General features: G+C 62.1%; 20 protein-coding genes. 9 read left to right on the top strand and 11 right to left on the bottom strand.

The genetic code is table 11. The features are described 5' to 3' along the window. Positions 1 to 18 precede the first annotated feature (18 nt). Positions 19 to 1470, top strand: coding sequence for a xylulokinase (gene xylB, locus O6760_RS06100; RefSeq protein WP_269584598.1), 1452 nt, complete (start codon positions 19 to 21; stop codon positions 1468 to 1470). A gap of 12 nt (positions 1471 to 1482) precedes the next feature. Next, a complete protein-coding gene (gene xylA / locus O6760_RS06095; RefSeq protein WP_269584597.1) occupies positions 1483 to 2802 on the top strand; it encodes a xylose isomerase in 1320 nt (439 codons plus the stop codon). A 222-nt stretch (positions 2803 to 3024) separates the two neighbouring features. Here xylA and O6760_RS06090 read toward each other — a convergent pair whose 3' ends face one another. Beyond that, the gene (locus O6760_RS06090) at positions 3025 to 3531 is read right to left on the bottom strand and encodes an MmcB family DNA repair protein (protein ID WP_269584596.1); all 507 of its coding nucleotides are present in this window, start codon (positions 3529 to 3531) and stop codon (positions 3025 to 3027) included. Between the two features lie 136 nt (positions 3532 to 3667). On the opposite strand from O6760_RS06090, the gene O6760_RS06085 reads away from it, so the two are divergent. After that, positions 3668 to 4150, top strand: coding sequence for a hypothetical protein (locus O6760_RS06085; RefSeq protein ID WP_269584595.1), 483 nt, complete (start codon positions 3668 to 3670; stop codon positions 4148 to 4150). Positions 4151 to 4178: 28 nt separating this feature from the next. On the opposite strand, the gene O6760_RS06080 is transcribed toward O6760_RS06085, so the two are convergent. From O6760_RS06080 to O6760_RS06055, 6 genes are all read right to left on the bottom strand, one after another. Next, the gene (locus O6760_RS06080; protein WP_269584594.1) at positions 4179 to 5963 is read right to left on the bottom strand and encodes a SulP family inorganic anion transporter; all 1785 of its coding nucleotides are present in this window, start codon (positions 5961 to 5963) and stop codon (positions 4179 to 4181) included. A 98-nt stretch (positions 5964 to 6061) separates the two neighbouring features. Beyond that, on the bottom strand, positions 6062 to 7732 hold the full coding sequence (locus O6760_RS06075) for a bifunctional protein tyrosine phosphatase family protein/NAD(P)/FAD-dependent oxidoreductase (RefSeq protein WP_269584593.1): 1671 nt from the start codon (positions 7730 to 7732) through the stop codon (positions 6062 to 6064). A gap of 98 nt (positions 7733 to 7830) precedes the next feature. Further along, on the bottom strand, positions 7831 to 8724 hold the full coding sequence (locus O6760_RS06070; RefSeq protein ID WP_269584592.1) for an MBL fold metallo-hydrolase: 894 nt from the start codon (positions 8722 to 8724) through the stop codon (positions 7831 to 7833). Positions 8725 to 8757: 33 nt separating this feature from the next. Further along, a complete protein-coding gene (locus tag O6760_RS06065) occupies positions 8758 to 9192 on the bottom strand; it encodes a DUF6691 family protein (protein ID WP_269584591.1) in 435 nt (144 codons plus the stop codon). 4 nt (positions 9193 to 9196) lie between these two features. Beyond that, positions 9197 to 9625: a YeeE/YedE family protein gene (locus O6760_RS06060; RefSeq protein WP_269584590.1), complete on the bottom strand. Its 429-nt coding sequence runs from the start codon at positions 9623 to 9625 to the stop codon at positions 9197 to 9199. Positions 9626 to 9808: 183 nt separating this feature from the next. Then, positions 9809 to 11875 (bottom strand): bifunctional DedA family/phosphatase PAP2 family protein, encoded by a 2067-nt coding sequence (locus tag O6760_RS06055; protein WP_269584589.1) that lies wholly within the window; start codon positions 11873 to 11875, stop codon positions 9809 to 9811. Between the two features lie 223 nt (positions 11876 to 12098). Between O6760_RS06055 and pap the strand changes: the two genes are divergently transcribed. From pap to O6760_RS06040, 3 genes are all read left to right on the top strand, one after another. Beyond that, the gene (gene pap / locus O6760_RS06050) at positions 12099 to 13565 is read left to right on the top strand and encodes a polyphosphate:AMP phosphotransferase (protein WP_269584588.1); all 1467 of its coding nucleotides are present in this window, start codon (positions 12099 to 12101) and stop codon (positions 13563 to 13565) included. Positions 13566 to 13811: 246 nt separating this feature from the next. Beyond that, positions 13812 to 14048: a hypothetical protein gene (locus O6760_RS06045; protein ID WP_269584587.1), complete on the top strand. Its 237-nt coding sequence runs from the start codon at positions 13812 to 13814 to the stop codon at positions 14046 to 14048. Between the two features lie 103 nt (positions 14049 to 14151). Next, positions 14152 to 15579 (top strand): hypothetical protein, encoded by a 1428-nt coding sequence (locus O6760_RS06040; RefSeq protein WP_269584586.1) that lies wholly within the window; start codon positions 14152 to 14154, stop codon positions 15577 to 15579. Between the two features lie 196 nt (positions 15580 to 15775). Here O6760_RS06040 and O6760_RS06035 read toward each other — a convergent pair whose 3' ends face one another. After that, on the bottom strand, positions 15776 to 16732 hold the full coding sequence (locus tag O6760_RS06035; protein WP_269584585.1) for a GlxA family transcriptional regulator: 957 nt from the start codon (positions 16730 to 16732) through the stop codon (positions 15776 to 15778). 86 nt (positions 16733 to 16818) lie between these two features. Here O6760_RS06035 and O6760_RS06030 point away from each other — a divergent pair, with 86 nt between their 5' ends. After that, positions 16819 to 18036, top strand: a complete 1218-nt coding sequence (locus tag O6760_RS06030) for an MFS transporter (RefSeq protein ID WP_269584584.1) — start codon at positions 16819 to 16821, stop codon at positions 18034 to 18036. Continuing rightward, positions 18029 to 18343: a DUF1272 domain-containing protein gene (locus tag O6760_RS06025; protein WP_269584583.1), complete on the top strand. Its 315-nt coding sequence runs from the start codon at positions 18029 to 18031 to the stop codon at positions 18341 to 18343. The genes O6760_RS06030 and O6760_RS06025 overlap by 8 nt, the downstream gene beginning before the upstream one ends. Positions 18344 to 18418: 75 nt before the next feature. Here O6760_RS06025 and O6760_RS06020 read toward each other — a convergent pair whose 3' ends face one another. After that, positions 18419 to 19597 (bottom strand): pyridoxal-phosphate-dependent aminotransferase family protein, encoded by a 1179-nt coding sequence (locus O6760_RS06020; RefSeq protein WP_269584582.1) that lies wholly within the window; start codon positions 19595 to 19597, stop codon positions 18419 to 18421. Between the two features lie 378 nt (positions 19598 to 19975). Here O6760_RS06020 and O6760_RS06015 point away from each other — a divergent pair, with 378 nt between their 5' ends. Continuing rightward, positions 19976 to 21007 (top strand): N-formylglutamate amidohydrolase, encoded by a 1032-nt coding sequence (locus O6760_RS06015; protein WP_269584581.1) that lies wholly within the window; start codon positions 19976 to 19978, stop codon positions 21005 to 21007. A gap of 3 nt (positions 21008 to 21010) precedes the next feature. Here O6760_RS06015 and O6760_RS06010 read toward each other — a convergent pair whose 3' ends face one another. Together O6760_RS06010 and O6760_RS06005 are read right to left on the bottom strand one after the other, a co-directional pair. Continuing rightward, entirely contained in the window at positions 21011 to 22189 is a 1179-nt protein-coding gene (locus tag O6760_RS06010; RefSeq protein WP_269584580.1) for an NAD(P)/FAD-dependent oxidoreductase, read from the bottom strand. 82 nt (positions 22190 to 22271) lie between these two features. Then, positions 22272 to 23489 (bottom strand): acyl-CoA dehydrogenase, encoded by a 1218-nt coding sequence (locus tag O6760_RS06005; RefSeq protein WP_269584579.1) that lies wholly within the window; start codon positions 23487 to 23489, stop codon positions 22272 to 22274. Positions 23490 to 23617: the final 128 nt, after the last annotated feature.

The raw sequence follows: 23617 nt of genomic DNA, 5'->3' as shown, positions 1-23617 counted from the left end.
GTCTGAGGAACGCACCTCATGTATATCGGTCTCGATATCGGCACGAGTTCGGTGAAAGCCATTCTTCTGGGAGAGGATCAGTCGCTGATCACCTCGGCAACGTCGGAGCTCACCGTCGAGCGACCGCATCCGGGCTGGTCCGAACAGGATCCGGACAGCTGGTGGGTGGCCTGCGAAAACGTGCTCGACGCGCTGAAGGCCAAGGCGCCGAAGGAACTGGCCGCCGTCCGGGGCATCGGCCTGTCCGGCCACATGCATGGCGCGACCCTGCTGGATGCCGCCGGGCAGCCGTTGCGGCCGTGCATCCTCTGGAACGACGGCCGGTCCGGAAAACAATGCGCGGAGCTCGAAGCGGCGGAGCCGAAATTTCTCACGCTCGGCGGCAACCGGGTGATGCCCGGCTTCACCGCGCCGAAGCTGCAATGGGTGCGCGAGAACGAGCCGGAGATCTTCGCAAGGACCGCAATGGTCCTGCTGCCCAAGGACTATGTCCGCTTCAGGTTCACCGGCGAATATGTCGGCGAAATGTCCGACGCCGCCGGAACGCTCTGGCTGGATGTTGCCAGGCGCGACTGGAGCGACGAGCTTCTGGCCGCGACCGGCCTGACGCGAAAGCAGATGCCGCGTCTGGTCGAAGGCTCCGCGGCCTCCGGCTTCCTGAAAAGCGATCTCTGTGCCCGCTGGGGCTTCGAAACTGCGCCGGTTGTCGCCGGTGGCGGCGGGGACAACGCCGCCTCGGCCTGTGGCGTCGGCGCCGTCGATCCCGGCTCGGCCTTTGTTTCGCTTGGCACGTCCGGCGTGCTCTTTGTCACCAACGACCGGTTTTCACCCAATGTCGACAGTGCCGTGCACGCGTTCTGCCACGCGGTGCCGGACACCTGGCACCAGATGGGCGTGATGCTGTCGGCCACCGATTGCCTGAACTGGCTGGGCAGGACACTGAAGAAATCCCCCGGCGACCTGACGGCGGCGCTGACCTCGGTCGAAGGCCCGGCCCCGGTCTCGTTCCTGCCTTATCTCGGCGGGGAACGCACGCCCCACAACGACGTCGAGATCCGTGCCGCCTTTGCCGGTATCTCCCACGAGACCGACGACCAGGTGCTGACCCACGCCGTGCTCGACGGCGTCGCCTTCGCGCTCAAGGACTGCCTGGAAGCGCTCAGCGTTGCCGGCACGCGCATCGACCGGGTTCTGGCGGTCGGCGGCGGGTCGCGTTCGACCCTGTGGCTGGAAATCATCGCCAGCCTGCTGAACGTCACCGTGGACATTCCGGTCGACGGCGATTTCGGCGCGTCTCTCGGCGCCGCCCGGCTTGGCCAGGCGGCGGCTCTCGGAACCACGGACGGCATCTTCGAAAAGCCGGCGCTGAAGGCCAGCATCGACCCAGTTCCGCACCTCATCGCACCCTATGCCGAGGCCTATGGCCGCTGGCGCAAACTTTATCCGGCTTTGAAACAGGCCGGCTTCTAAGGAGATCTGATCATGAGCACTGGGTTTTTCGGCGATCTGCAGCCGATCAAATATGCCGGTCCCGACAGCAAGGACCCGCTGACCTACCGCCACTACAACAAGGATGAAGTGGTGCTCGGCAAGCGGATGGAAGACCACCTGCGCATGGCGGTCTGCTACTGGCACAGCTTCTGCTGGCCGGGCTCCGATCCCTTTGGCGGGGAAACCTTCATGCGGTCCTGGATGGCGGCCGGCGGCGACCCGATGGAGCAGGCGAAACTGAAGGCCGATGTCGCCTTCGAAATGTTCCAGATCCTGGGCCTGCCGTTCTTCACCTTCCATGACCGCGACATCGCGCCGGAAGGCGGGACGCTGGCCGAGAGCAATGCCAATGTGAACGCCATTGCCGATATCTTCGAAAAGAAGATGGCGGACACCGGCATCAAGCTGCTCTGGGGCACGGCCAACATGTTCTCCAACCGGCGCTTCATGTCGGGCGCGGCCACCAATCCGGACCCGGACGTCTTCGCCTATGCCGCGGCCCAGGTGAAAAACGCCATGGACGTCACCTATCGCCTGAAGGGCGAGAACTACGTGCTGTGGGGCGGCCGCGAGGGCTACGAGACCCTGCTCAACACCAACGTGAAACAGGAGCTCGACCAGCTCGGCCGTTTCCTCAACATGGTGGTGGAGTACAAGCACAAGATCGGCTTCACCGGCACGATCCTGATCGAGCCGAAGCCGCAGGAACCCTCCAAGCACCAGTATGACTACGATGTCGGCACGGTCTACGGTTTCCTGAAGGCCTATGGGCTGGAAAACGAGGTCAAGATGAACATCGAACAGGGCCATGCCATCCTGGCCGGCCACTCGTTCGAGCACGAACTGCACATGGCCCGTTCCTTCGGCATCCTCGGCTCCGTCGACATGAACCGCAACGACTACCAGTGCGGCTGGGACACCGATCATTTCGGCATGAACGTGCCGGAACTGGCGCTGGCCTATTACGAGATCCTGATGGATGGCGGCTTCACCACCGGCGGCACCAATTTTGATGCCAAGCTGCGCCGTCAGTCGCTTGATCCGGTCGACCTGATCCAGGCCCATGTCGGCTCCGCCGACGCGATTGCCCGTGGCCTCAAGGGGGCTGCCGCCATGATCGAGGACGGCCGCCTGAAAGGCTTTGTCGACGACCGCTATGCCGGCTGGCAGAAACCGGAAAACGCCGACATCCTCAAGGGCGGTTCCTCGCTGGAGGCACTGGCCGAGCGTGTCCATGGCGCCGACCTGGAACCGCAGCCGAAATCCGGCAGGCAGGAATATCTTGAAAGCCTGGTCAACCTGTTCGTCTGACCCTGCCTGCGCTGCGAACAATCAGGAAGGCCGCGGTTCGCCGCGGCCTTTTCCAATACATGGCTCGATGTCATCCCTGCGAACACGGGGACCCGGGAGCCTTCAGAAGCAGGGTTTGACAACTTAAAGTCCGCCCGGGAGACTTGGGTCCCGGCCCTCCGCAGCGCTTCGGCCCGGATGACAAGAAGTGGGCCGGACTTGATAAAATGAGCGGGAAGCGCCTCAGAACCGGTCGAACAGCCGGGTTCCGTCCGGGTCGGCCAGATTGTGCAGCCGGTGGGCGGCATGGCGGGCAAAGCGCAGGGTGACGGCCTTGCGGGTGGCGGCCGGCAGCTTGTGTTCCGGCGCGGTGCGCAGGATTTCCGCACCGAAGCCATCGGAGACGATCAGTCCGGCATCCTCCGGAAAGATGTCCAGGGGCACGTCCGGATGGGTGGCGAAATAGAGCCGGTCGCAATGCTGGCGATAGTCGGGCCACTTCGAGTCCGCACGCAAATCGGCCACCGAGGACTTGACCTCGATGATCCAGAGCTCGTGTTTGGGGCCAAGGGCCAGCAGGTCCGCGCGCCGCGCCGAGGCCAGGGTTACTTCCGGAAGGCAGGCGAAATCGAACTGGCGCAGCAGCCGCGCGGTACCGCGCCAAACCTTGAGCGCGGTCTCCGACTGACGGCCATCCTTGAGCGGGTCGTCAAGCTGGATGCGTCCGGCGGATGAACTATCGTTATTCATTTCCTTTTTGTTCCACTTTTGTTCGTATTTTGCAAGCCGCTTTATCGTAAAAGTTGAAAGATCTCCCCGATTTGCGTGTTGGCGACTCTGATTGCATAATCCGGGCGTCGGCATGTCAATCGGCAAGGGGGTACGGTTGCGCATTTTTAAATATTCAGCCCTGGCGGCTCTGGCGCTCACAACGGTTTGCGGATCCGCTTACGCGGGCAAGGGCGACCTGATGTTCGAGGTTCCCAAATCCGCTCCGCTGTTGCAGGGCAAGATGCTGGACTTGAGATTTGCGGAATTTGCGCAAGGCATCTGGGTGCGTGACCCGACCCAGTGTCCGGCGCCGAGGATCGATCGAAGCGATCCTGGTACGGCGCTGGCAATCTACCGGGGACTGCTGGAGACCCCGGGCCGGATCTGCCAGGTCTACGGCGCGGAAAAAGCCGGCATGCACAGGCAACGTGCAGCCATCAGCTGTCTCCTGACCGATGGCGGTGAAGCGATCGAGCTTGTGACCGTCACTCCGAGGGGAACCCAGGGCCTGATGGTGCAGGAAGGCGAAAAACCGCCGGTGCATTTCCGTTTCTGCGAAAAGATCATTCCGATCCTGCAATCCGCGCACAGCGACTGAGCAATCCCGGATTTGACCGGGCAGTGCTCTAGATCTCGGGCCCGGACCAGATATCCGATCGCGCCGCCTTTTTCGGCGTGCGGCTTTCGGAAATATGGGCGGTCAGCGGATCGAGCGTGCACAGCGCGTCATACTGGCTGAGGAAGACCTGGCCGGTCAGGTGCTTCAGGAACTCGGTTTTCTTCAGCCGGTCCATCACCGGCCCCTTGACCTCCGAGAGGTGGAACGAGACGCCTGAATCCGACAGGCGGTGATTGATCTCCTCCAGGCTTTCCAGTGCGCTGGCGTCGATCTCGTTCACGGCCGGGCACATCAGCACCACGTGTTCGATATTCGGCTTCTCCGCGACCAGGGCGTAGACCCGGTCTTCGAGAAAACGGGAATTGGCAAAGAACAGGCTTTCATCGACACGCAGCGTCAGCACCCGCTCGCCGGTCACCACCTTGTGCCGGTCGATGTTGCGGAAATGCTCGCTGCCCGGAACGATGCCGACGATGGCCATGTGCGGCCGGCTGCTGCGATAAAGATAAAGGGCGATCGACAGCGCGACCCCGGTGACGACCCCCGGTTCGACCCCGAAGAACAGCGTGATCAGGATGGTCGCCGCCATGGCGGCAAAGTCGCTCTTGGAATAGTCGAAGGTGCGCCTGATGGCGCCGAAATCCACCAGCGACAGGACAGCGACGATGATGGTTGCCGCCAGGGTCGCCTGGGGCAGATAGGTGAGCAGCGGCGTCAGGAACAAGGTCGCGAGCGCGATGCCGACGGCGGTGAAGGCACCGGCAGCCGGTGTCGCGGCACCCGCGTCGAAATTGACGACGGAGCGGGCAAAGCCGCCGGTCACCGGGTAACCGCCGGAAACGGCGGAGGCGATGTTGGACGCGCCGAGGCCGATCAGCTCCTGGTCCGGCTCGATCCGCTGGCGTTTCTTGGCCGCAAGGGTCTGTGCGACCGAAACCGATTCCACGAAGCCGATCACCGAAATCAGGAGGGCAGGCCCGGCCAGCGCCAGCCAGAGCTCACTGTCGAAGGCTGGCAGATGCGGCACGGGCAGGCCGGAGGGAATGTCGCCGACAATGCGAACGCCCTTGTCGCCGAGACTGAACGCTGCGGAAATGACGGTGGTCACGGCGACGGCCGCGACCGGTCCGGCCTTGGTCAGGATATCGGCGAGAAACGGTTTCAGGCCGATGCCGAGCAGCAGTTTCTTGAGCCCCTTGCGCACCCAGAACAGGAAACCGGTTGCCGCGGCACCGATCACGAAGGTGATCCAGTTGATGTCGCCCAGATGACTGCCGATCGACAGCAGGATGTCATAGAGCGTATGCCCATGGGCGGGAACGCCGAGAATGTGCTTCAGCTGGCTGGAGGCGATCAGCAGCCCCGAGGCGGTGATGAAGCCGGAAATCACCGGGTGGCTGAGCAGGTTGGCCAGGAAGCCGAGCCGGAAGAAGCCCATGGCGATGAGCATCAGGCCGGAGAGAAACGCCAGCACGATCGCGGCGCCCAGATATTCCGGCGTGCCCTGCTGCGCCAGTTCGCCGACGGCGGAGGCGGTCATCAGCGAGACCACGGCAACGGGGCCGACGGCCAGGGCCCGGCTGGTGCCGAACAGGGCATAGGCCACCAGCGGCAGGATCGACGCGTAGAGGCCGACTTCCGGCGGCAGGCCGGCAAGCAGCGCGTAGGCGAGCGACTGCGGGATCAGCATGATGGTGACGATCACCGCGGCCACAAGGTCGCTGGTTGCGGTTTCCTTGTCGTAGCGTCTGCCCCAGTCGAGGATGGGCAAATAGCGCTGCAGCCGGATCATGTCGTGACCTTTGTTCTTTTAGAGAAAACTCGAGCCGGCGGGCCGGCTCGAGTTAAAGTTGATGGGGCCCGTACCCAGTATGGGTCTGTGGGGGTGTTTTAAGCTGCCGATATTTTTTCCGGCTTGGCCATCCATTCCTTGCCGCGCAGCATGGCGCGCCAGTAAACGGGTGGCAGGATCCGCTCCTTGAGGAGCCATGCAGTCCGCGTCGGCCTGGTCCCGTCCACCAGCCAACGCGGAAAGCTCGGCAACAGCGTACCGCCATAGCCGAATTCGGCGAGAACAATCTTGCCGCGCTCGACCGTGAGCGGACAGGAACCGTAACCGTCATATTGCGCCGTGGCGCTGTGGCCATGGATGTCGGAGACGATGTTCTCGGCAACAACCGGCGCCTGCTTGCGGGCCGCCGCCGCCGTCTTTGCATTCGGCGCGTTCATGACGTCGCCGAGCGACCAGATGTTGTCATACGTCGCGTGGCGCAGGGTTGCCTGGTCGACATCGACCCAGCCGGCGGCGTCCGCGAGCGGCGAGACCCGGATGAAATCGGGTGCGGTCTGCGGCGGCGTCACATGCATCATGTCGAAATCGACTTCGATTGTGCGCGCGTCCTTCTCCGGCTCCTTGACCTCGAAGACGGCCTTCTTCGCCGGACCGTCGACGGCAATCAGGTTATGGAAGAAATTGAGGTCCGCACCGTAGCGTTCCACGTAGTCCATCAGTGCCGGCACGTAGTCCTTGACGCCGAACAGCACACCTCCGGCATTCATGAACTGGATGTCGATATCGCCGATCCGGCCGGATTTCAGCCAGTGGTCTCCCGACAGGTACATCGCTTTCTGCGGCGCGCCGGCGCATTTGATCGGCATCGGCGGCTGGGTGAACAGCGCCTTGCCCTTTTGCAGGCCCTGGACGAGCTGCCAGGTATAGGGCGCCAGGTCGTAGCGGTAGTTGGACGTCACGCCGTTCTTGCCGAGCGTGTCGACCAGACCGTCGATCTTGTGCCAGTCGAGTTTCAGCCCCGGGCAAACCACCAGCCGGCCGTATTTGACCACCCGGCAACCGTCGAGAAGGACTGCATTGTCCTTCGGTTCGAAGGCGGCGACGGCGGACTTGATCCAGTGCACGCCTTTCGGAATCAGGGACCCCATCGTCTTGGCCGTGTCGGCGGCATCGAATATGCCGCCGCCGACCATGGTCCAGCCGGGTTGGTAATAATGCACGTCCGCCGGATCGATGATGGCGATGTCCAGATCGGACTTGCGCGCGAGCAGGCTCGAGGCGACCGAAATCCCCGCGGCACCGCCACCGACGATGACAACGTCGAACCTGGCATCTTCGGCACTCTCCGTCGGGGTGCGGCCACCATTGGCAATGCGGCGCACGACCCCGGCCATGTCGTAGCCGGCGGTTTTGGTCTGGGCGAGGATGTCGGCCAGCGGCTGCTTTTCTGCCTGGGACAGGGACCAGAGCGTTGCCGAGCGTGTTCCGGTCCGGCAATAGGCAAGCACCGGCTTCGGCAAGCTGTCCAGCAGGTCACCGAAATCCTCGGCATCCTGATCGGACACCTTGCCGGCGACGATCGGAAGATACCGCGCCTCGAGTCCGAGCTTCTTCGCGGCGGTTTCGATTTCCTCGAAAACCGGCTGATCGGCCCCTTCGCCGTCAGGCCGGTTGCAGATGATCGAGCGGAAGCCCTGCTGGGCATAGTCCGTAAGGTCCTCGGGCCGGATCTGCGGCGCCACCGAAATCTGGGAATTGATCGCTTTCATGGGGATTTGCCGCCTCCGCCGGCACAGGTTTTCGACGACCTTTCAGGGGACAGCCCGCCTCTCGGGGTCGAGAGGTCAGGCTTGTCCGGCCGTTCTTGTCAAAGGCCGTTGACCGGCACTTTCAGAAAGGTCTTGCCGCTTTCGTCGGCCGGCGGCAGCTTGCCGGCGCGCATGTTGACCTGCAGCGACGGGATGATCAGCTTCGGCATGTCGAGCTGGGCGTCCCGTTCGGTGCGGAAGCGGACAAAGTCTTCCTTCGTCTTGCCGCCGCCGACATGAATGTTGTGTTCCTTTTCCGCGCCGACGGTGGTTTCCCATTGGATATCCCGGCCGTTCGGGCCGTAGTCGTGGCACATGAACAGGCGCATGGCATCCGGCAAGGCGAGCACTTTCTGGATGCTTTCGTAAAGCGTTGCCGCATCGCCGCCGGGGAAATCCGCGCGTGCCGAGCCGCCATCCGGCATGAACAGGGTGTCACCGACAAAGGCGGCGTTGCCCATCACGTGTACCATGCAGGCCGGGGTGTGCCCGGGCGTGTACATGGCGAAGGCGGTCATTTCACCGATCTGGTAGGTGTCGCCATCCTGGAACAGCTTGTCGAACTGGCTGCCGTCCCGTTGGAACTCGGTGCCTTCGTTGAAGACCTTGCCGAAGGTCTCCTGAACCACGGTGATCCTGTCGCCAATGCCCAGCTTGCCACCCAGCTTCTGCTGGATATAGGGCGCGGCCGACAGGTGATCGGCATGGACATGGGTCTCGATCAGCCATTCCAGTTCCAGCTCGTTCTTCTGGATGAAGGCGATGATCTCGTCGGCATGGTCATAGGTGATGCGTCCGGCCGCGTAGTCGATGTCCATGACGCTGTCGACGACCGCGCATGATTTCGAAGCCGGATCCTTGACCACGTAACTGATTGTGTTGGTTGCCGGGTCGAAGAAGGCGGTGACCTCGGGCTCGACGGTCATGTCGACCGGATAATTCGAATTGCTCATCTTTGTCTCCCTAGTGGTGCCGGCCGGGCCTGTTCAGGCCTTGGCCGGTTGGGTACGGTTGCCCAGGGTGATCATCCAGCGCGCGGTGAGGATACCGGCCGCGATGGCGAGTGCAGTGATCAGGGGATCGGCTCCAAGTCCGAGCACGGGAATGAGCCCGCCCGGACAGAAGCCGCTAAGGCCCCAGCCTATACCGAAAACCGCCGAGCCGCCGATCAGTTTCAGGTCGAGATCCGTCCGTGTCGGCAGGCTGAAGACCTCGGCGAGCAGCGGTGCGCGCATCCGGAACACAAGTCGGTATCCGATGGCCGTGACAAGCAGGGCACCACCCATCACGAAAGCGAGGCTCGGGTCCCATGTACCGGCAATATCGAAGAAGTTCAGCACCTTGGCCGGATTGCCCATGCCGGAGATGAGGATGCCGCAGCCGAACAGGAGGCCGAACGTGAAAGCTGAAAGAAGTTTCATGGTCTTAGCCTCCGAAGACGTGGCGTGTGAGGAAGACCGTCGCGACGGCGGTCGCCATGAAGGTCGCGGTCGCGGTGATGGATCGCGCCGACAGGCGTGAAATGCCGCAGACACCGTGGCCGCTGGTGCAGCCGGAGCCATAGGTGGTGCCGATCCCGGTGAGGAAACCGCCAACCACCAGAAGCAGCGGCGAGGACGGAACGGTGATTTCAGGCAGCTGGCCGGTCACCCCGAGCAGGATCAGCGGACTGGCGATCATGCCGGCCAGAAAGGCGGCGCGCCAGGCCCAGTCCTGGTTGAGAGTGGTGGTCAGGAAGCCGCTGGCAATGCCGTTGATGCCGGCAACACGGCCGTGGACGGCCATGAGGGCTACGGTGGCAAGGCCGATCAGCGTCCCGCCAAGGAAGCTGAGAAGAGGTGTGAATTCGGTCATGGTACGCTCTTAATTACGATATATTCGAATATATGAAAATAAGGAGAGAATATCAAGAGGCACCTTGTATTCAGCAGCATGACACGCCGAAAAAAAACAACAAGCTGGAAGCTGGGTGAAAATTGCGGCGCATATTTGCCGGTGACCAGCCGGCTTCGCCTGCGGCGCCCGGGCACGGGGGTGCTAGCGACCCCGCTGGTTGGCCGCTGGCTTTTCAGGCTGCCTTGCATTGGGAGCAAGCGGCGCAAGGCGGCCGTAGTCGGAGCCCAGCACCACCTCGGTGCCGTCTTCGCGCTTGCGGGTCACCGCGCCCGGCAGCAGCAGCGCCGGGTTGTCCGCGGGATCGGGGACGTGAAGGTTGGTGCGCGGGCCGGAGAACTCGCCCATCGGCCTCAGGATGTCCTCGTGCACGACACTGCCAAGGTAAAGCGGGTGCAGTTTTCCGGTGTCGAGTAGCTCGTAGCGGCTGGGCCACAGCCTGAGCACCCAGCGGCCGCCGGCCTCGTCCGTGTCCCGGCGGATCAGCACCAGGTCCGGCTGGCGGCCGTTCTGGCTGCGCGGCAGGATGGGCAGGGAATCGGGCGGGGTCTTGCCTTCGACAAAGCCGCCTGCCGTCGACAGCGACCATTTCGGCGGTTGCCTCCAGCCCGCCTGTTCGGCTGACTTGGCGAACCGGTCGAGCGACCCGGAATACTGGATCACCAGCGGCTCCTCCCGGTCGCCGTTGAGTTCGATCCGGCGTGCCGGCAGGGACCGCCAGCCGGCCTCCCGCCAGCCAATTGCCGTCAGCACTTCCTTGTTCGACCTGGGTTCATAGGTTCGCAAGGCCGTGTCATAGGTGCGCTCGAGATGCCAGCCGCCGAATACGGCGAGCGTCAGCGCGACGATCCCGGCGACCGTTGCCCGTCCGATCTTCTCGTTGTGGATCGGTCCGAACACGAAGGCGAAGGCGGAGACCATGGCCGTGCCGAACAGCAGCCCGGCCAGCACGTCCGACATCCAGTGGGCGCCAAGATAGATACGGGAAAAGCCGATCGTGATGACGAAAGCGGCGGTGACCGTGAAGATGCTCGCCTTGGCCCAGCGGTTGAGGTCATGGGCGACCAGCACCGCGCAGATGCCGAACAGCACCGCGGTCAGCGTCGCGTGGCCGCTCGGAAAGGAGTAAGCGTCCGCGCCGGCGTAAAGCTCTATCGGCCGCGAGCGATGCAGCAGCAGCTTGAACAGCGGCACGAACAGGGCCGTGCCGGCCATGGCGATGATGAACCCGGTGCCGCGCCGCCAGGCCTTGCGCGCGAACAGGTAAAGGGCAACCGCAAAGGTGACGGCCGCGACCACGACACCGTCGCCCAGCGAGGTCATGAACACCATGATCCTGTCGCCGGCCGGCGTGCGCAGGCTGTCGAACAGATTGAGGATCGCAAGATCCGCCCTGACCATCGGCTCGCCGGGCGCGACCTCGCCGACGATCCAGAAAAAGGCCGGCACGGTGATCAGCAGCAGCAGGGTGGAGGCCAGCATGCCGGCCGAGCGCGGATGGGCCGGATCGAAGTTGCGCGCGATCCATTGCGACACCCGGTCCGGGCGTTTGGCGAAGCCCTTGACGATGGCCGCATGCGCGTTCGGGAACAGCGGCAGGACGATCAGGATCAGCCAGCGGCCCAGCATGACGATCAGGAAGATCACGAACAGGAGTGCGCCCAGGACCAGCGCCAGGCGGCCGCTGATCTCGCCGATGGCGCCGAGCGCGGACCCGGCGATGATGCCCGGTGCGATGTGGACGACGGTCCAGGCAAAGGCCGAGGTGACGTTGACGACGGAAAAGCGGCTGAAGTTCATGCCGGCCATGCCGGCGATGCCCGGAACGACGGACTTCACACCCGGGACGAACCGGCCGATGAAGACGCTCTTGCCGCCATGCTGCTTGAAGAACTTCTCGCCGCTTTCCACCATGTGGGCGTATTTGTTGAGCGGCCACATCGTCCGGATCCTGTCCTTGAACGTGTAGCCGATCCAGTAGGAAATGGCGTCGCCCGCGGTCGCGCCGAGCGTCGTCCAGATGAACAGCGGCACCGGATCCAGCTTGCCGAGCCCGACCAGCGTGCCCGCGCCCACCAGAACAACCGTGGTCGGAACGAACAGGCCGATGATGAACAGCGCCTCGCCCATCGCGGCAAGAAAGCAGATCAGGCCTGCCAGGCCGGGGTTGTCCGCGATGAAGGTCAGAACGGGATCAATATATTCGGTCACGGACGTCGGTCTGGTCGTTTCAAAAAGGCGCTAATCAAGGGCCGATATGCGGCCGGCATGGCCGGCCGGGGATTCGGTTACCGCTTCATATAAGGGCGCACTCTTCCATCCAACAGCGAAAAATCGGTTTCTCGTGTCATTGCGGGCCGTGTCTGCGGAGATGGCTTTTTTAACCGGGCTGTTTCAAGATGAAATCCGCGCGTCTTTTTTTGAGGAGGTCTTCGTGTTTGAATCCGCCCGTCTGCCGCAGAAAATGACCAAGAAGGCCTTCAAGAAGCTCGAGCCGCAATTGCGGGAAGCCTTGCTGGAAGCGCAGTTGCCGATGGTCGAGAAGCAGCCGTTTTCGACCCTGATCCTGGTCGACGGACTGGACGGTGCCGGCAAGGGCGAGGCGGTGGCCCGGCTCTATGGCTGGATGGATGCGCGTCACCTGGTCTGCAATGCCTATGGCGAACCGATGGACGAGGCCCGCCTGCGTCCGCCGCTGTGGCGCTACTGGCGCGACCTGCCGGCAAAGGGCGACACGGCCATTGTCTTCGGCAGCTGGTACCAGTCGATCTTGCGCGACTGGATCTACAAGAAGATCGACGAGGATGCCTTCGACAAGGCGCTGATACGGATCCGGCGCTTCGAGGAAATGCTCGCCAACGAGGACGTGCTGATCCTGAAATTCTGGTTCTACCTGCCCAAGAAGGTGCAGGAAGAGCGGCTGGAGACCATCCAGAAAAAGAACGCCGCCCGTCATGTGCTGGCGGACTGGGCGGCGCTGAAACACCACAAGAAGGCCAGCGAGGCCGGTGAGAAGATCATCCTGGAAACCAGCAAGGGCCACGCGCCCTGGTTCGTGATCCCCTCCCAGGACCCGGAATACCGGGATTCCGCCCTTGCCCAGACGGTGGCCGGGGCCATGAAGCTCAAGCTGGAGGACGGCGAACCGCACTCGGTCGCTGCCCCGCCCGTTGTCGGCGGCCTGAAACGCGAGACGGCGGTCGACACGATCGACCTGACCGAAACGCTGGAAAAGGAAGATTATCACGCGCTGCGCGACAAGTATCAGAAGCAGCTTTCCGAACTCTCCGACCGCAAGGCCCTGTCGAAGACCGGTGTCGTGCTGGTGTTCCAGGGCAACGACGCCGCCGGCAAGGGTGGCGCGATCCGCCGGGTGATCCGCCCGCTCGACCCGCGCATCTACAAGGTCCACCCGATTTCCGCGCCGTCAGACGAGGAAAAGGCCCGGCCCTACCTGTGGCGTTTCTGGCGTCGGGTGCCGCGAAAGGGCCATTTCGCCATCTTCGACCGCTCCTGGTACGAACGCGTGCTGGTGGAACGGGTCGAGGGCTTTGCCGGTCACGACGACTGGCTGCGCGCCTATAACGAGATCAACGAATTCGAGCAGGAACTGACCGATTTCGGCTATATCGTCCAGAAATTCTGGCTGGCGATCTCCGAGGAGGAACAGCTCCGCCGGTTCAAGGCGCGCGAGGAGATTGCCTACAAGCAGCACAAGATCACCGACGAGGACTGGCGCAACCGCCTCAAATGGGACCAGTACGCGATTGCCGCCGGCGACATGATCGACCGCACCTCGACCCACTACGCCCCCTGGACCCTGGTCTCATCGGAAAACAAGCGCCACGCCCGCATCAAGGTGCTGAAGACGATCTGTGACCGGCTGGAGGAAGTGCTTTAGGGGGGGATGAAACTTATCCGAACCAACTAGTGGCAGGGTCGGTGTTGCACAGGTCCCATTTTTTTGGATACTTGCTTGTTAAGGTGTAATTCTGGTGCAATGATCACAGGCTACTTCAAGATGTGATCGAATCGCGAATTTCTGAATATGCGTATTTTTATTTATGTCGTTATTTCGATATTTTTTGGTTTTATATCTTCTTGGGTTATTTTTTCTTTAGTTTATTCCCCCACTGATGATGATTTCATGAAAGCGGCAACCTCTTTCTATTTTAAGAAAATGAGTGAATTAGATTTGGATGGGTTTCGTTATTCTGACTGTTTTATTGAGAAGCCAGACCAGCAGTACTTGAAAATGGGAATAGTAAAAGGTGGGAAGTGCATTCTAAATACAGTTGAAAAAAATATTATACTGGAAGTAACAATGAGCTCTACGGCAAGGGTCATCTCTTTCGATCTCGAGGAAAATTTGAATGGCCGGTAATGGGACCAAGGCAAATCCATAAACAATATTTACCTCTAAAGAAGCTGCTAGTCATTGGAATGGTGGTAGCGGAAATACTATCTATGTAGATAGAAGCGCTCACATGAATAGTGGCGGAGGCAGTGTTTTTTCTATGGGTAGTTTCGCGACATCTATCCGAGACGCTACAAAAAATGTACCCGTCGGGACTACTGTAGTCTTTGAAACTAATAGTGCCCTACGTAGCCAGCTAGGAGCAGAAAAAGCTGTAAAATCCCATTCTTACTATCAAAGTCATGGATTGCATTCAGAAGAAGCATTTGTTTGGGGGAGCACCTCTGCAGGCTTTAAAGGAACAGTTACGGTACTTGGAAATAACAAATACAACATAGTTGGTGAGATTAGACCATTTAATGAACAGTTCGATTTTTCCGCAAATACTATGAACCCCTTCTTGGAAATTCCAAGAGCAGTAGGAAGACTATTCATTGGGAAAGGTGCCCCGTTTGATATTGAATTTGTAGGCCTGCATGGTAAGATGATAAATGGAACATACACTCTTACTACTTTTTCTAGAAATAAAACACTGCGCTTAAATCTCGATAGATGTTTCCTCGCAGGCACAATGGTTGACATGTGGCCAGTTGAGGCGGGTTTGAAGCCGGCGGCAGACGGCCTGTATAACGAGGAAGAAGTCCGGGCGAAGGTCTGGCAGAAACCAATTGAAGAAGTGACTGCGAACGATTGGGTGCTGTCATTCGACCAGGACGGCAATCTAAAACCTGGACGGGTTAAGCAGACCTTCGAGAACGAAGCCAAAATCATCCTGGATTTCCACGGTACGTTCGTTACCCCGGCACACGTCTATTACTGCGCTGGCGGCACATACGAGGGCAAGTTTGTCCCTCTTATCGACATTCTGCGGGATGATGGTGTTGTCCAGCATGCGGATGGCTCACTCATCAGAGCATCCACCGGCTGCGAGGTTGGCTCTGAAGACGACAAGCCGTTCTGGGCGTTCATGCTGTATGAAGACAAAAATGGCATGGAGCGAGTCCGCGAAAAGAGGCAATTGCGTCTGGGTACGCGCTGGATGATGCCAAACGGCAAACACTTTTCCATGCGCGAATATATGGAAGGCTGCGGCATCGAGCTTGTCGAGTCCGGCGAGCTTGAAGGCTATGTGCGTTTCAGGAAAACAGGTCTGACAACGGTGTTTGCGTGGACACTTTCTGACACGCTGCCAAATACGGAAGACTTTGTGCTGAGACGATCACAGACAACGCTTGAGGATATTTACAGGGCCTCGGAGTGGGAGAGCGTCCATCCGCAAATGCCTGCGCCTGTGACTATGGATAGCGGGCCGGTTCAGCCGCTCTCCGTTCAGCAGTTCGACGACATGCCCCGGAACAATCCGATTGGTTTTAAGAACAACTCCCCCTCAAGTGAATTGAAGCTGAACCGGAAGGCCCGCAAGGCGGAAGCGGCCCGGCAACGGAAGATCAAGAAATCCCGCCAGAAGGCGGACAAGGCCATGGGTACGCTGCACTGATTGATGATCGCGATGACGGTGGGCACATTGCCCGCCGTTCATCATGGATCAGTGCAAAAATCATGACTTGTTTAGCGCCTTCCCACGCACTTCCGTGGTAACAGCCTACAGACGCTCACTACCGCTCACCGTCGCCTCTTAAGCCAGGCTGTTCCCTTTCCGGCTCAGTCTCGACGCTGCCTCACAACGCCTGCGGTCATGCGAACATGGTCCGGTATTCGCTGAGTTGCACGCCGAAATGCCGTTGAAAGGCGCGCCGCATCCGCTGCAGGTCGCCGAAGCCGCTTTTCACGGCAACACTCTTGAGAGGCAGGTCGTCCTGCAGGAGGCTTCGCGCGTGTTCGACCCGGATTTTCTCGACGAATTGCGCCGGGCTGTCATGGACATCGCGCTTGAAGCGCCGGGAAAGCGTGCGCGGGTTCATCCCTGCCGTGTCGGCCATGGTCTCCAGTGACCAGTCCAGATGCGGCTCGGTCACGATCCGCTCGATCAGACTTGCCAAGGCGTCTTCGCCGGTGAACTGACCGGCCAGGTGAAAGGCATACTGGCTCTGCCCGCCGGTGCGCCTGAGCTGCACGATCAGTTCCCGGGCCACGGCCAGCGCGGCAGCCGGTCCGCAATCGGCCTGGATGATGGCGAGCGCCAGGTCGATGCCGGTCGTGACGCCGGCCGACGTGTGGACGTTGCCCTGCGAAATGCTGATCCGGTCGAGGTCCCACAGGACCGAAGGGTATTTGCGCGTGTCCTCCAGCCGCGACCAGTGGGTCGTCGCCCGGTGTCCGTCCAGAACACCCGCCGCCGCGAGGACCAGCGCACCGGAACATACGGAGAGGGTTCTCCCGTCTCCACCAGCGCGCCGCCGGATGGTTTTGAGGCACCCGGGCTTGCCAAGCAGATCATCGACCCCTTTGCCGCCCGGGATCAGGAGATCATATCCGCGGGCCTCAGGCGCAAGCCTCGCGTCCGGGGTCAGCTTCAAACCGCAACAGGCGTGAACGGGTTTGCCGTCGAGCGACACAAAGCGGGTTTGGTATCGGGCGCGGCCGGCAAGGTTCGCCGCTTCAAACGCCTGAACCGGCCCGGCGACGTCGAGCAGGTTGACGCCGTCAAACAGCAGGACATCGATTTTCCGGGACGAGCGTAGGCTGTCCATTTTTGATACCAGATTGTCATTCAGGACACCTGTCATCCCGTCTATAACGCCAGGAGTCAACCCGCGAACGAAGAGAAGACCGGCCGATGAAACGTGTTTTGTCTGGTGCGAACAGGAATTTCCTGAGCCTGCTTTTGTCCAACACGATCCTGGGGGCGGCGATGCCCATGCTGCTGATCCTGGGCGGGCTGTCGGGTCTCATGCTGGCGCCCGATCCCGCCTTGGCGACACTGCCCGCGTCGGTCCAGACACTGGCAGGACTGTTTGCCGCCGCGCCCTTTTCCCTGCTCATGGGCCGTGTCGGCCGCCGGCTGGGTTTTGTCGTCGGAGGTCTGGCGGCGGGTACGGGCGCACTTGCGGCGACCTATGCCATGTTTGCGCAAAGTTTCGCGCTGCTGTGCGCGGCGCATTTCGCACTGGGGGCCGGGCTCGTATCGTTTCAGTATTTCCGGTTCGCCGCGGGAGAGGCCGTCAACCCTAGATGGCAACCCGTGGCAATTTCCCTGATGCTGACCTCGGGCCTGATCGCGGCAATAGGCGGCCCGCAATTGTTCATTGTCGCCAGGGACGCCCTGGCGCCCGTTCCGCTGGCCGGGGCCTATGCCTCCCTTGCGGTCATAGCCTGCGTCGGCATTGTTCCGCTTGCGGCCGTGAGGCTGCCGGTACCGGCGCGCACGCATGTTCAGGAAGGCGCCGGCCGGTTTGCGTCCCTGGCTGCCCTGCGCCGCAGGCCCATTCGCCGCGCCGTTGCGATCGCGGCGGTTTCCCAGGGCGTCATGATCTTCCTGATGATCCCGACACCCCTGGCCATGATCGGAAACGGATTCGGCGAGGACCACGCCAGTGACGTCATCCGCTGGCATATCGTGGCCATGTTCGCGCCGAGCTTTTTCACGGGTTTCCTGATCCAGCGCTTCGGTGCGCAGACCATCGCGGTCACTGGACTGGCGACGCTCATTGCGTCTGGTCTGGCGGCAGCGGCAGGGCTTTCGTCGGCCCACTTCTACGGCGCCCTGATCCTGCTGGGACTTGGCTGGAATTTCGGTTTCATCGGGGGCACGTCCATGTTGGCCAGCGCCGTGACAGAGGCGGAAAAAGCCGCCGTTCAGGGGGTCAATGACACGATGATTGCCCTTGTCTCGACGATTTGCGCGTTTGCAGCGGGTCTCGTCATTTCAGGTCTGGGATGGGCGTTCCTCGCAGTCCTGTCGATCGGCCTTGTCGTCCTCGCGATTGGCACACTTGTCCTCGACAAGACCGCACGGTTGGAACCGTTGCCTGCCAAGGGAGAATTGGATGCTTGAACTCAGACCGAATTGCGAACTCTGCGACCGCGACCTGCCGCATGACTCGCTCGAGGCGCGCATTTGCACCTACGAATGCACCTACTGCGCCGAGTGCGTGGAGACTGTCCTTCACGATGTCTGTCCGACATGCGGCGGAAATTTTGCACCCCGTCCCATCAGGCCACGGGCATCCTACAGGGAGAGCCTCAAGCTGGGATTGCAGAACAACCCGGCGTCCACAAAGCGGGTGCATTCCAGATGGGAGCGAGGGCAGCTCGAAGACCTGTGCGACAGGCTGAAGACCACGCCCCCGGCCGGTCGCTAAGGCCGGAACCAGCCGGTTTTCCCGTCCGGTGACCTTCCGGGACCTGACGGTCTGATGCGGAATGCTGCGCCCCCCTCACACCACCCCCGCCAGGTAGTCCATCGCCGCCTGCACGCCGCCACGCCCATGCGGAATGCCCAGCTTTTGCAGGCCCAGCTCGATGGCCGACAGGGTGCCGAGCAGCATGACCGCGTTGACATGTCCCATATGGGCGATGCGGATGCCCTTGCCGGAGATCTCGCCGATCGTGCCGCCGATGGTGACGCCGCAGGTCTCCTTGGTGAAGGCACGCAAGGCCTCCGCCTCGTCGCCCTTGAACCGCACCACCGTGACGCTGTTGGAACGGGCATGAGGATCGGAAATGTTGAAGTCGAGCGCGCCGCCCTCGGCCCAGACGGTGACCGCTCGCCGCGTGGCTTCGCCGAGCAGGGCATGCCGGTGCCAGACCCGTTCAAGGCCCTCTTCCTGCAAAAGCTCCAGCGCCCTGCGGAAGCCGAACAGGAGATGCTCGGGCGGCGTGCCGCAATATTTCTGGTAGTGGATCGCGCCTTGGCGGAAGGTCCAGTCGGTGTAGTGGGTCTTGAGGTTGGCGGTTTCATGGGCCTTGTCGGCCTTCGGGCCGGCGGCGACAAAGGAAAGCCCCGGCGGGCACATCAGGCCCTTCTGGGATCCGGTCAGCGCCACGTCGACGCCCCAGGCGTCCATTTCGAACGGCACGCAGCCGAGCGAGGCGATGGTGTCGACCATTAAGAGGGCCGGGTGCCCGGCGGCGTCGATGGCCTTGCGCAGCGCGGCGATGTCGTTCCAGACGCCGGAGGCCGTGTCGATCTGCACGACCAGGATGGCCGCGATTTCGTGGCCAGTGTCTTCCTTCAAGCGGGCCTCGAGCCGTGCCGGGTCGACGGCGCGGTCATAGGCGCCCGGCAGGACCTCCATCTCAAGACCCATGACTTCGGCGGCCTCGCCCCAGCCGAGCGCGAACCGGCCGGATTCCAGCACCAGGATCCTGTCGCGGCGTTTCAGCGTGTTGCAAAGGGCCGCGTCCCAGGCGCCGTGGCCGTTGGCGGCGTAGATATAGGTCTTGCCCTCCGTCTTGAAGAGCTGCTTCAGACGGGCGAGGCAATAGACCGTCGTCTCCACCAGCGGACCTTCGTAGATGTCGATGGCGGGCCGGTGCATGGCGCGAAGAACTTCCTCCGGCACGTTGGTGGGGCCGGGGATCATCAGAAATTCCTTGCCATTGCGAAGCGTCATGGCGGGTCCTCGTGTGAATCGCGGGGCAGATGCGGCGGGGGCGGCTTGCGGCAACGCCGGAAGGGACACAAAAACTGGCCCGGCAGACAGCGTCCGTCAAGCCGGAGATTGACCCGCCGGCGGCGCCGGCCGGTTTCCACCCGCATTGTGCAGGTGCAAAATTGTGGTGATTTCGTCACATGGTTTCGCCGGAGCAATTGCCAAGGGAGAGGGCAAGACGTTAACGTGCCGTAAGTTGCCGGAATCAATGATTTTTGTTTTTGTCTTGCGAACAGCGGGGCCGTTCCTGTCTCAATCCTGCAAAGAAAATGTCTTGTTTCCGTAAAGTAAATTCTCCAAGCTGGATACCGTTCGGTTTCTTCCATTAGGCGTTGCAGCATGATCCTCGTCGAAGAAGGTCAAAGTCCACTCATTCTCTGCCTGCCGCACAGCGGCACGGAGATCCCGAATGCTGTCGAAAAGCGCCTGAACGCGACGGGACGGCTGCAGGCGGACCTGGCCTGGCGCCTGGAGCGGGTGTTCGACTTTCACGAAGATCTGGACGCGACCGTGCTGCGCTCGTCGATTTCCCGCTATGTCATCGACCTGGACAGGGATCCCGAAACACCTGTTTCCGACGCCGGGGATCCGGCGAAGGCGCTTTGCCCGGTGACGACCCTCGACGGCAAGCGCATCTACCAGGAAGGCGAGGAGCCCGGGCCGACGGAAGTCGAACAACGGTCCCTGCTGTTCCACGCGCCGTTCCACAAGGCTCTGCGCCGGCAGATCGACAGGCTGCTGCGCTCGCATCGCAAGGTCATCATCGTCGACTGCCAGTCCATGAGGTCCCACATCAAGGGTGTGACCGACAAGGGGCTGCCGCTGGTCAGCGTCGGCACCAATGGCGGCACATCCTGCGACCCGGATCTGCGCAATCTTCTCGTCGGTTCCTTCAAGGGCGAGCAGGGCTACAGCGTCAGTGTCGACGAGCAGACCCTTGGCGGTTACATCACGAAGAATTTCGGCCGGCCGGATCGCGGCATTCACACCGTGACCTTGCTGCTCGCCCAGCGGTCCTATCTTCGTCACGAGTCGCCGCCATTCGAGCCGGACAAGACACGGATCACCCGCCTGCGGTCCGTCCTGACCGAATCGATGTCCCGGCTGGTCGACTGGACCGGTGTGACCGGAACCTCGACGGATGGTTCGGGACCTGGGGCAGATGCTCCGTCCGAGAGCCGGCAGACCTCGGCGGTCAACGACATGGACGGCGGAGAGGACGAACCCCCTTCCGCGCAGGCTGCGCCCCGGTCCGATGCGGGCACGGAAGAGATCATTCCGGTGGATCCGATGACGCTGACCCAGGTTGGCCGGTCCCAGACCGCCAAGGTCGAGGACGGACCGATTACGCCGCTGCTCGTTGCCGAGTGATTCTCACACGACGTTCTTTTCCACGATCGGCCGGTTCGCTGCCAGCCGGTCGACCGCCAGCGGCGACAGGTCCAGCGACTGGTAGCCGCCCGTGGCGATCAGTTCGGCCAGCCCGCGCCCGACCGCCGGGGACTGCTGCAGGCCGTGGCCGGAAAAGCCCAGGGCCAGAAACAGGCCGTCGATCCCGGGAACCGCGCCGATGAAGGCGTTGTGGTCGAACAGGTTCATATCGTAGCTGCCGGCCCACGCCGCGCCGGGACGGATCGCCTCGAAGGCGGGGACACGGGCCGCCAGCGTGGGCCAGATATGCTCTTCGAACAGGCCGTGGTCGACATCGAAATCGGTGCAGTCCGGATCCATGTCCGGCGGCGGTGCCGAGCCGCAGATATAGCCCGTGCCTTCGGGGCGCACATAGGTGCCGGTCGGGTCGATCAAGAGTGGAAACCGCTCCAGCCTGTCGCGGCACTCAAACGTGAAGACGCAGCGTTTTTTCGGGACGATCGGCAGATCCAGCCCGGCCTGGCGGCAGAGCTCCGGACCGCCGGAGGCACCGGCGCAATTGACGACGACCGGCGCGGACAATGTGTCTCCGCTCGACAGTCGAACCTGCCAGGCGCCGCCTTGCCTGTCGAGGGAAGCATGCGCCGGCAGATAGTCGACGCCGAGCGAGCGGGCTTTCCTGCGGAAGGCTTGCATCAGGCCATAGCCGTCGAACCAGCCCTCGCCCGTCAGGCCGTGGCAGCCGGCGGCGAGATCGGAAACCTCCAGCCAGGGAAATTTCGCCTTCAGCGCGGCGGCGTCCAGAAAGCCGATATCCGCGCCGAGCTGCTGCTGCAGCCGGTGGTTCTCCCGGAGAATGTCCAGCTTGTCGGGTGTTGCCAGGAAGAGGTAGCCGCCTTCGTGCAGGTCGATCGCGGGGCGGTCGGTGTCGACCGCCAGTTCGGCGCCGATCTCTCTCAGGAAGCGGATGCCGTAGAGCGATATCTCGATATTGACCGAGCTTGAGAACTGCTGCCGGATGGACGCGGCGGACCGGGCGGAGGCACAGATCTCGTAGGCCGGGTCCGCCTCGACGACAACGATGCGGCCGTCGAAATCGTCCCGCATGGACAGGTGGCAGGCAACCGCGGACCCCATGACGGCTCCCCCGATGATGACGACATCCGCAGTCCTGTCCGACATGAGGCCTTCCTGCTCTGGCAACGGAACCTTGAATCAGATGCGGGCGGTCAGCCCGCCCGCATCAAACACCTTCAGTATCGGATCAGAAAAACGCCTGCAGACCGGTCTGGGCACGGCCGAGGATCAGCGCGTGAACGTCATGCGTGCCTTCATAGGTGTTGACCGTTTCCAGGTTCTGGGCGTGGCGCATGACGTGGTATTCCTCCTGGATGCCGTTGCCGCCATGCATGTCACGGGCCTGGCGGGCAATGTCCAGGGCCTTGCCGCAGTTGTTGCGCTTGATCAGGGAGATCATTTCCGGGGCGACCTTGCCGGCATCAAACAGCTGGCCGACCCGGAGCGCGGCCTGAAGGCCAAGCGTGATTTCCGTCTGCATGTCGGCCAGTTTCTTCTGGAACAGCTGGGTCTGGGCCAGCGGGCGCCCGAACTGTTCCCGGTCGAGGCCGTACTGGCGGGCGCGGGTCCAGCAGTCCTCGGCTGCGCCCATGGAGCCCCAGGCAATGCCGTAGCGGGCGCGGTTGAGACAGCCGAACGGGCCCTTCAGGCCGGAGACATTCGGCAGCAGCGCGTCTTCGCCGACCTCGACCCCGTCCATGACGATCTCGCCGGTGATGGAGGCGCGCAGGGACAGCTTGCCGCCGACCTTTGGCGCGGACAGGCCCTTCATGCCCTTGTCGAGCACGAAGCCGCGAATGGCGCCGTCATGGGCTTCCGACTTCGCCCAGACCACGAAGACATCCGCGATCGGCGAATTGGAGATCCACATCTTCGAACCGGTCAGCTTGTAGCCGCCGTCGATCTTTTCCGCCCGGGTGCGCATGCCGGCAGGGTCCGAGCCCGCATCGGGCTCGGTCAGGCCGAAGCAGCCGACATATTCGCCGGAGGCCAGTTTCGGCAGGTATTTCTGGCGCTGTTCCTCCGAGCCATAGGCATAGATCGGATACATGACCAGCGAGGACTGCACGCTCATCATCGAGCGGTAGCCGCTGTCGACGCGTTCGATCTCGCGGGCAACCACGCCGTAGGAGACATAGGAGGCTCCGGCGCAACCGTATTCTTCCGGCAAGGTAACGCCGAGCAGGCCAAGCTCACCCATCTCGTTGAAGATCGAGCGGTCGGTCTTTTCCTCGCGATAGGCCTCGATCACGCGCGGCAGCAGCTTGTCCTGCGCATAGGCGCGGGCGGTGTCCTGGATGAGCTGTTCGTCTTCGCCGAGCTGGTCGCGCAGATGGAACGGATCCTGCCAGTCGAACGTGCCGCCGCCCGAGGGTGCGGACTTGATGGTTGCCGGTGCGTTCATGATCGTGTCTCCCGAGGCCTTCCTGGATCCAGGCCGTTGGATTGCGGCGCTTGGCTGCCGCAGGTCATTCTGTTTCTTCTAGTCTTGTCGCAATTTTGTTTGCAGAAAAGCGAAACCTCATCCATCAT

It is taken from the genome of Roseibium sp. Sym1 (assembly GCF_027359675.1).
In the GTDB taxonomy this organism is placed as follows: Bacteria; Pseudomonadota; Alphaproteobacteria; order Rhizobiales; family Stappiaceae; genus Roseibium.
The sequence above is the reverse complement of the archived record's forward strand: the minus strand, read 5'-3'. Positions and strand labels throughout refer to the sequence as shown.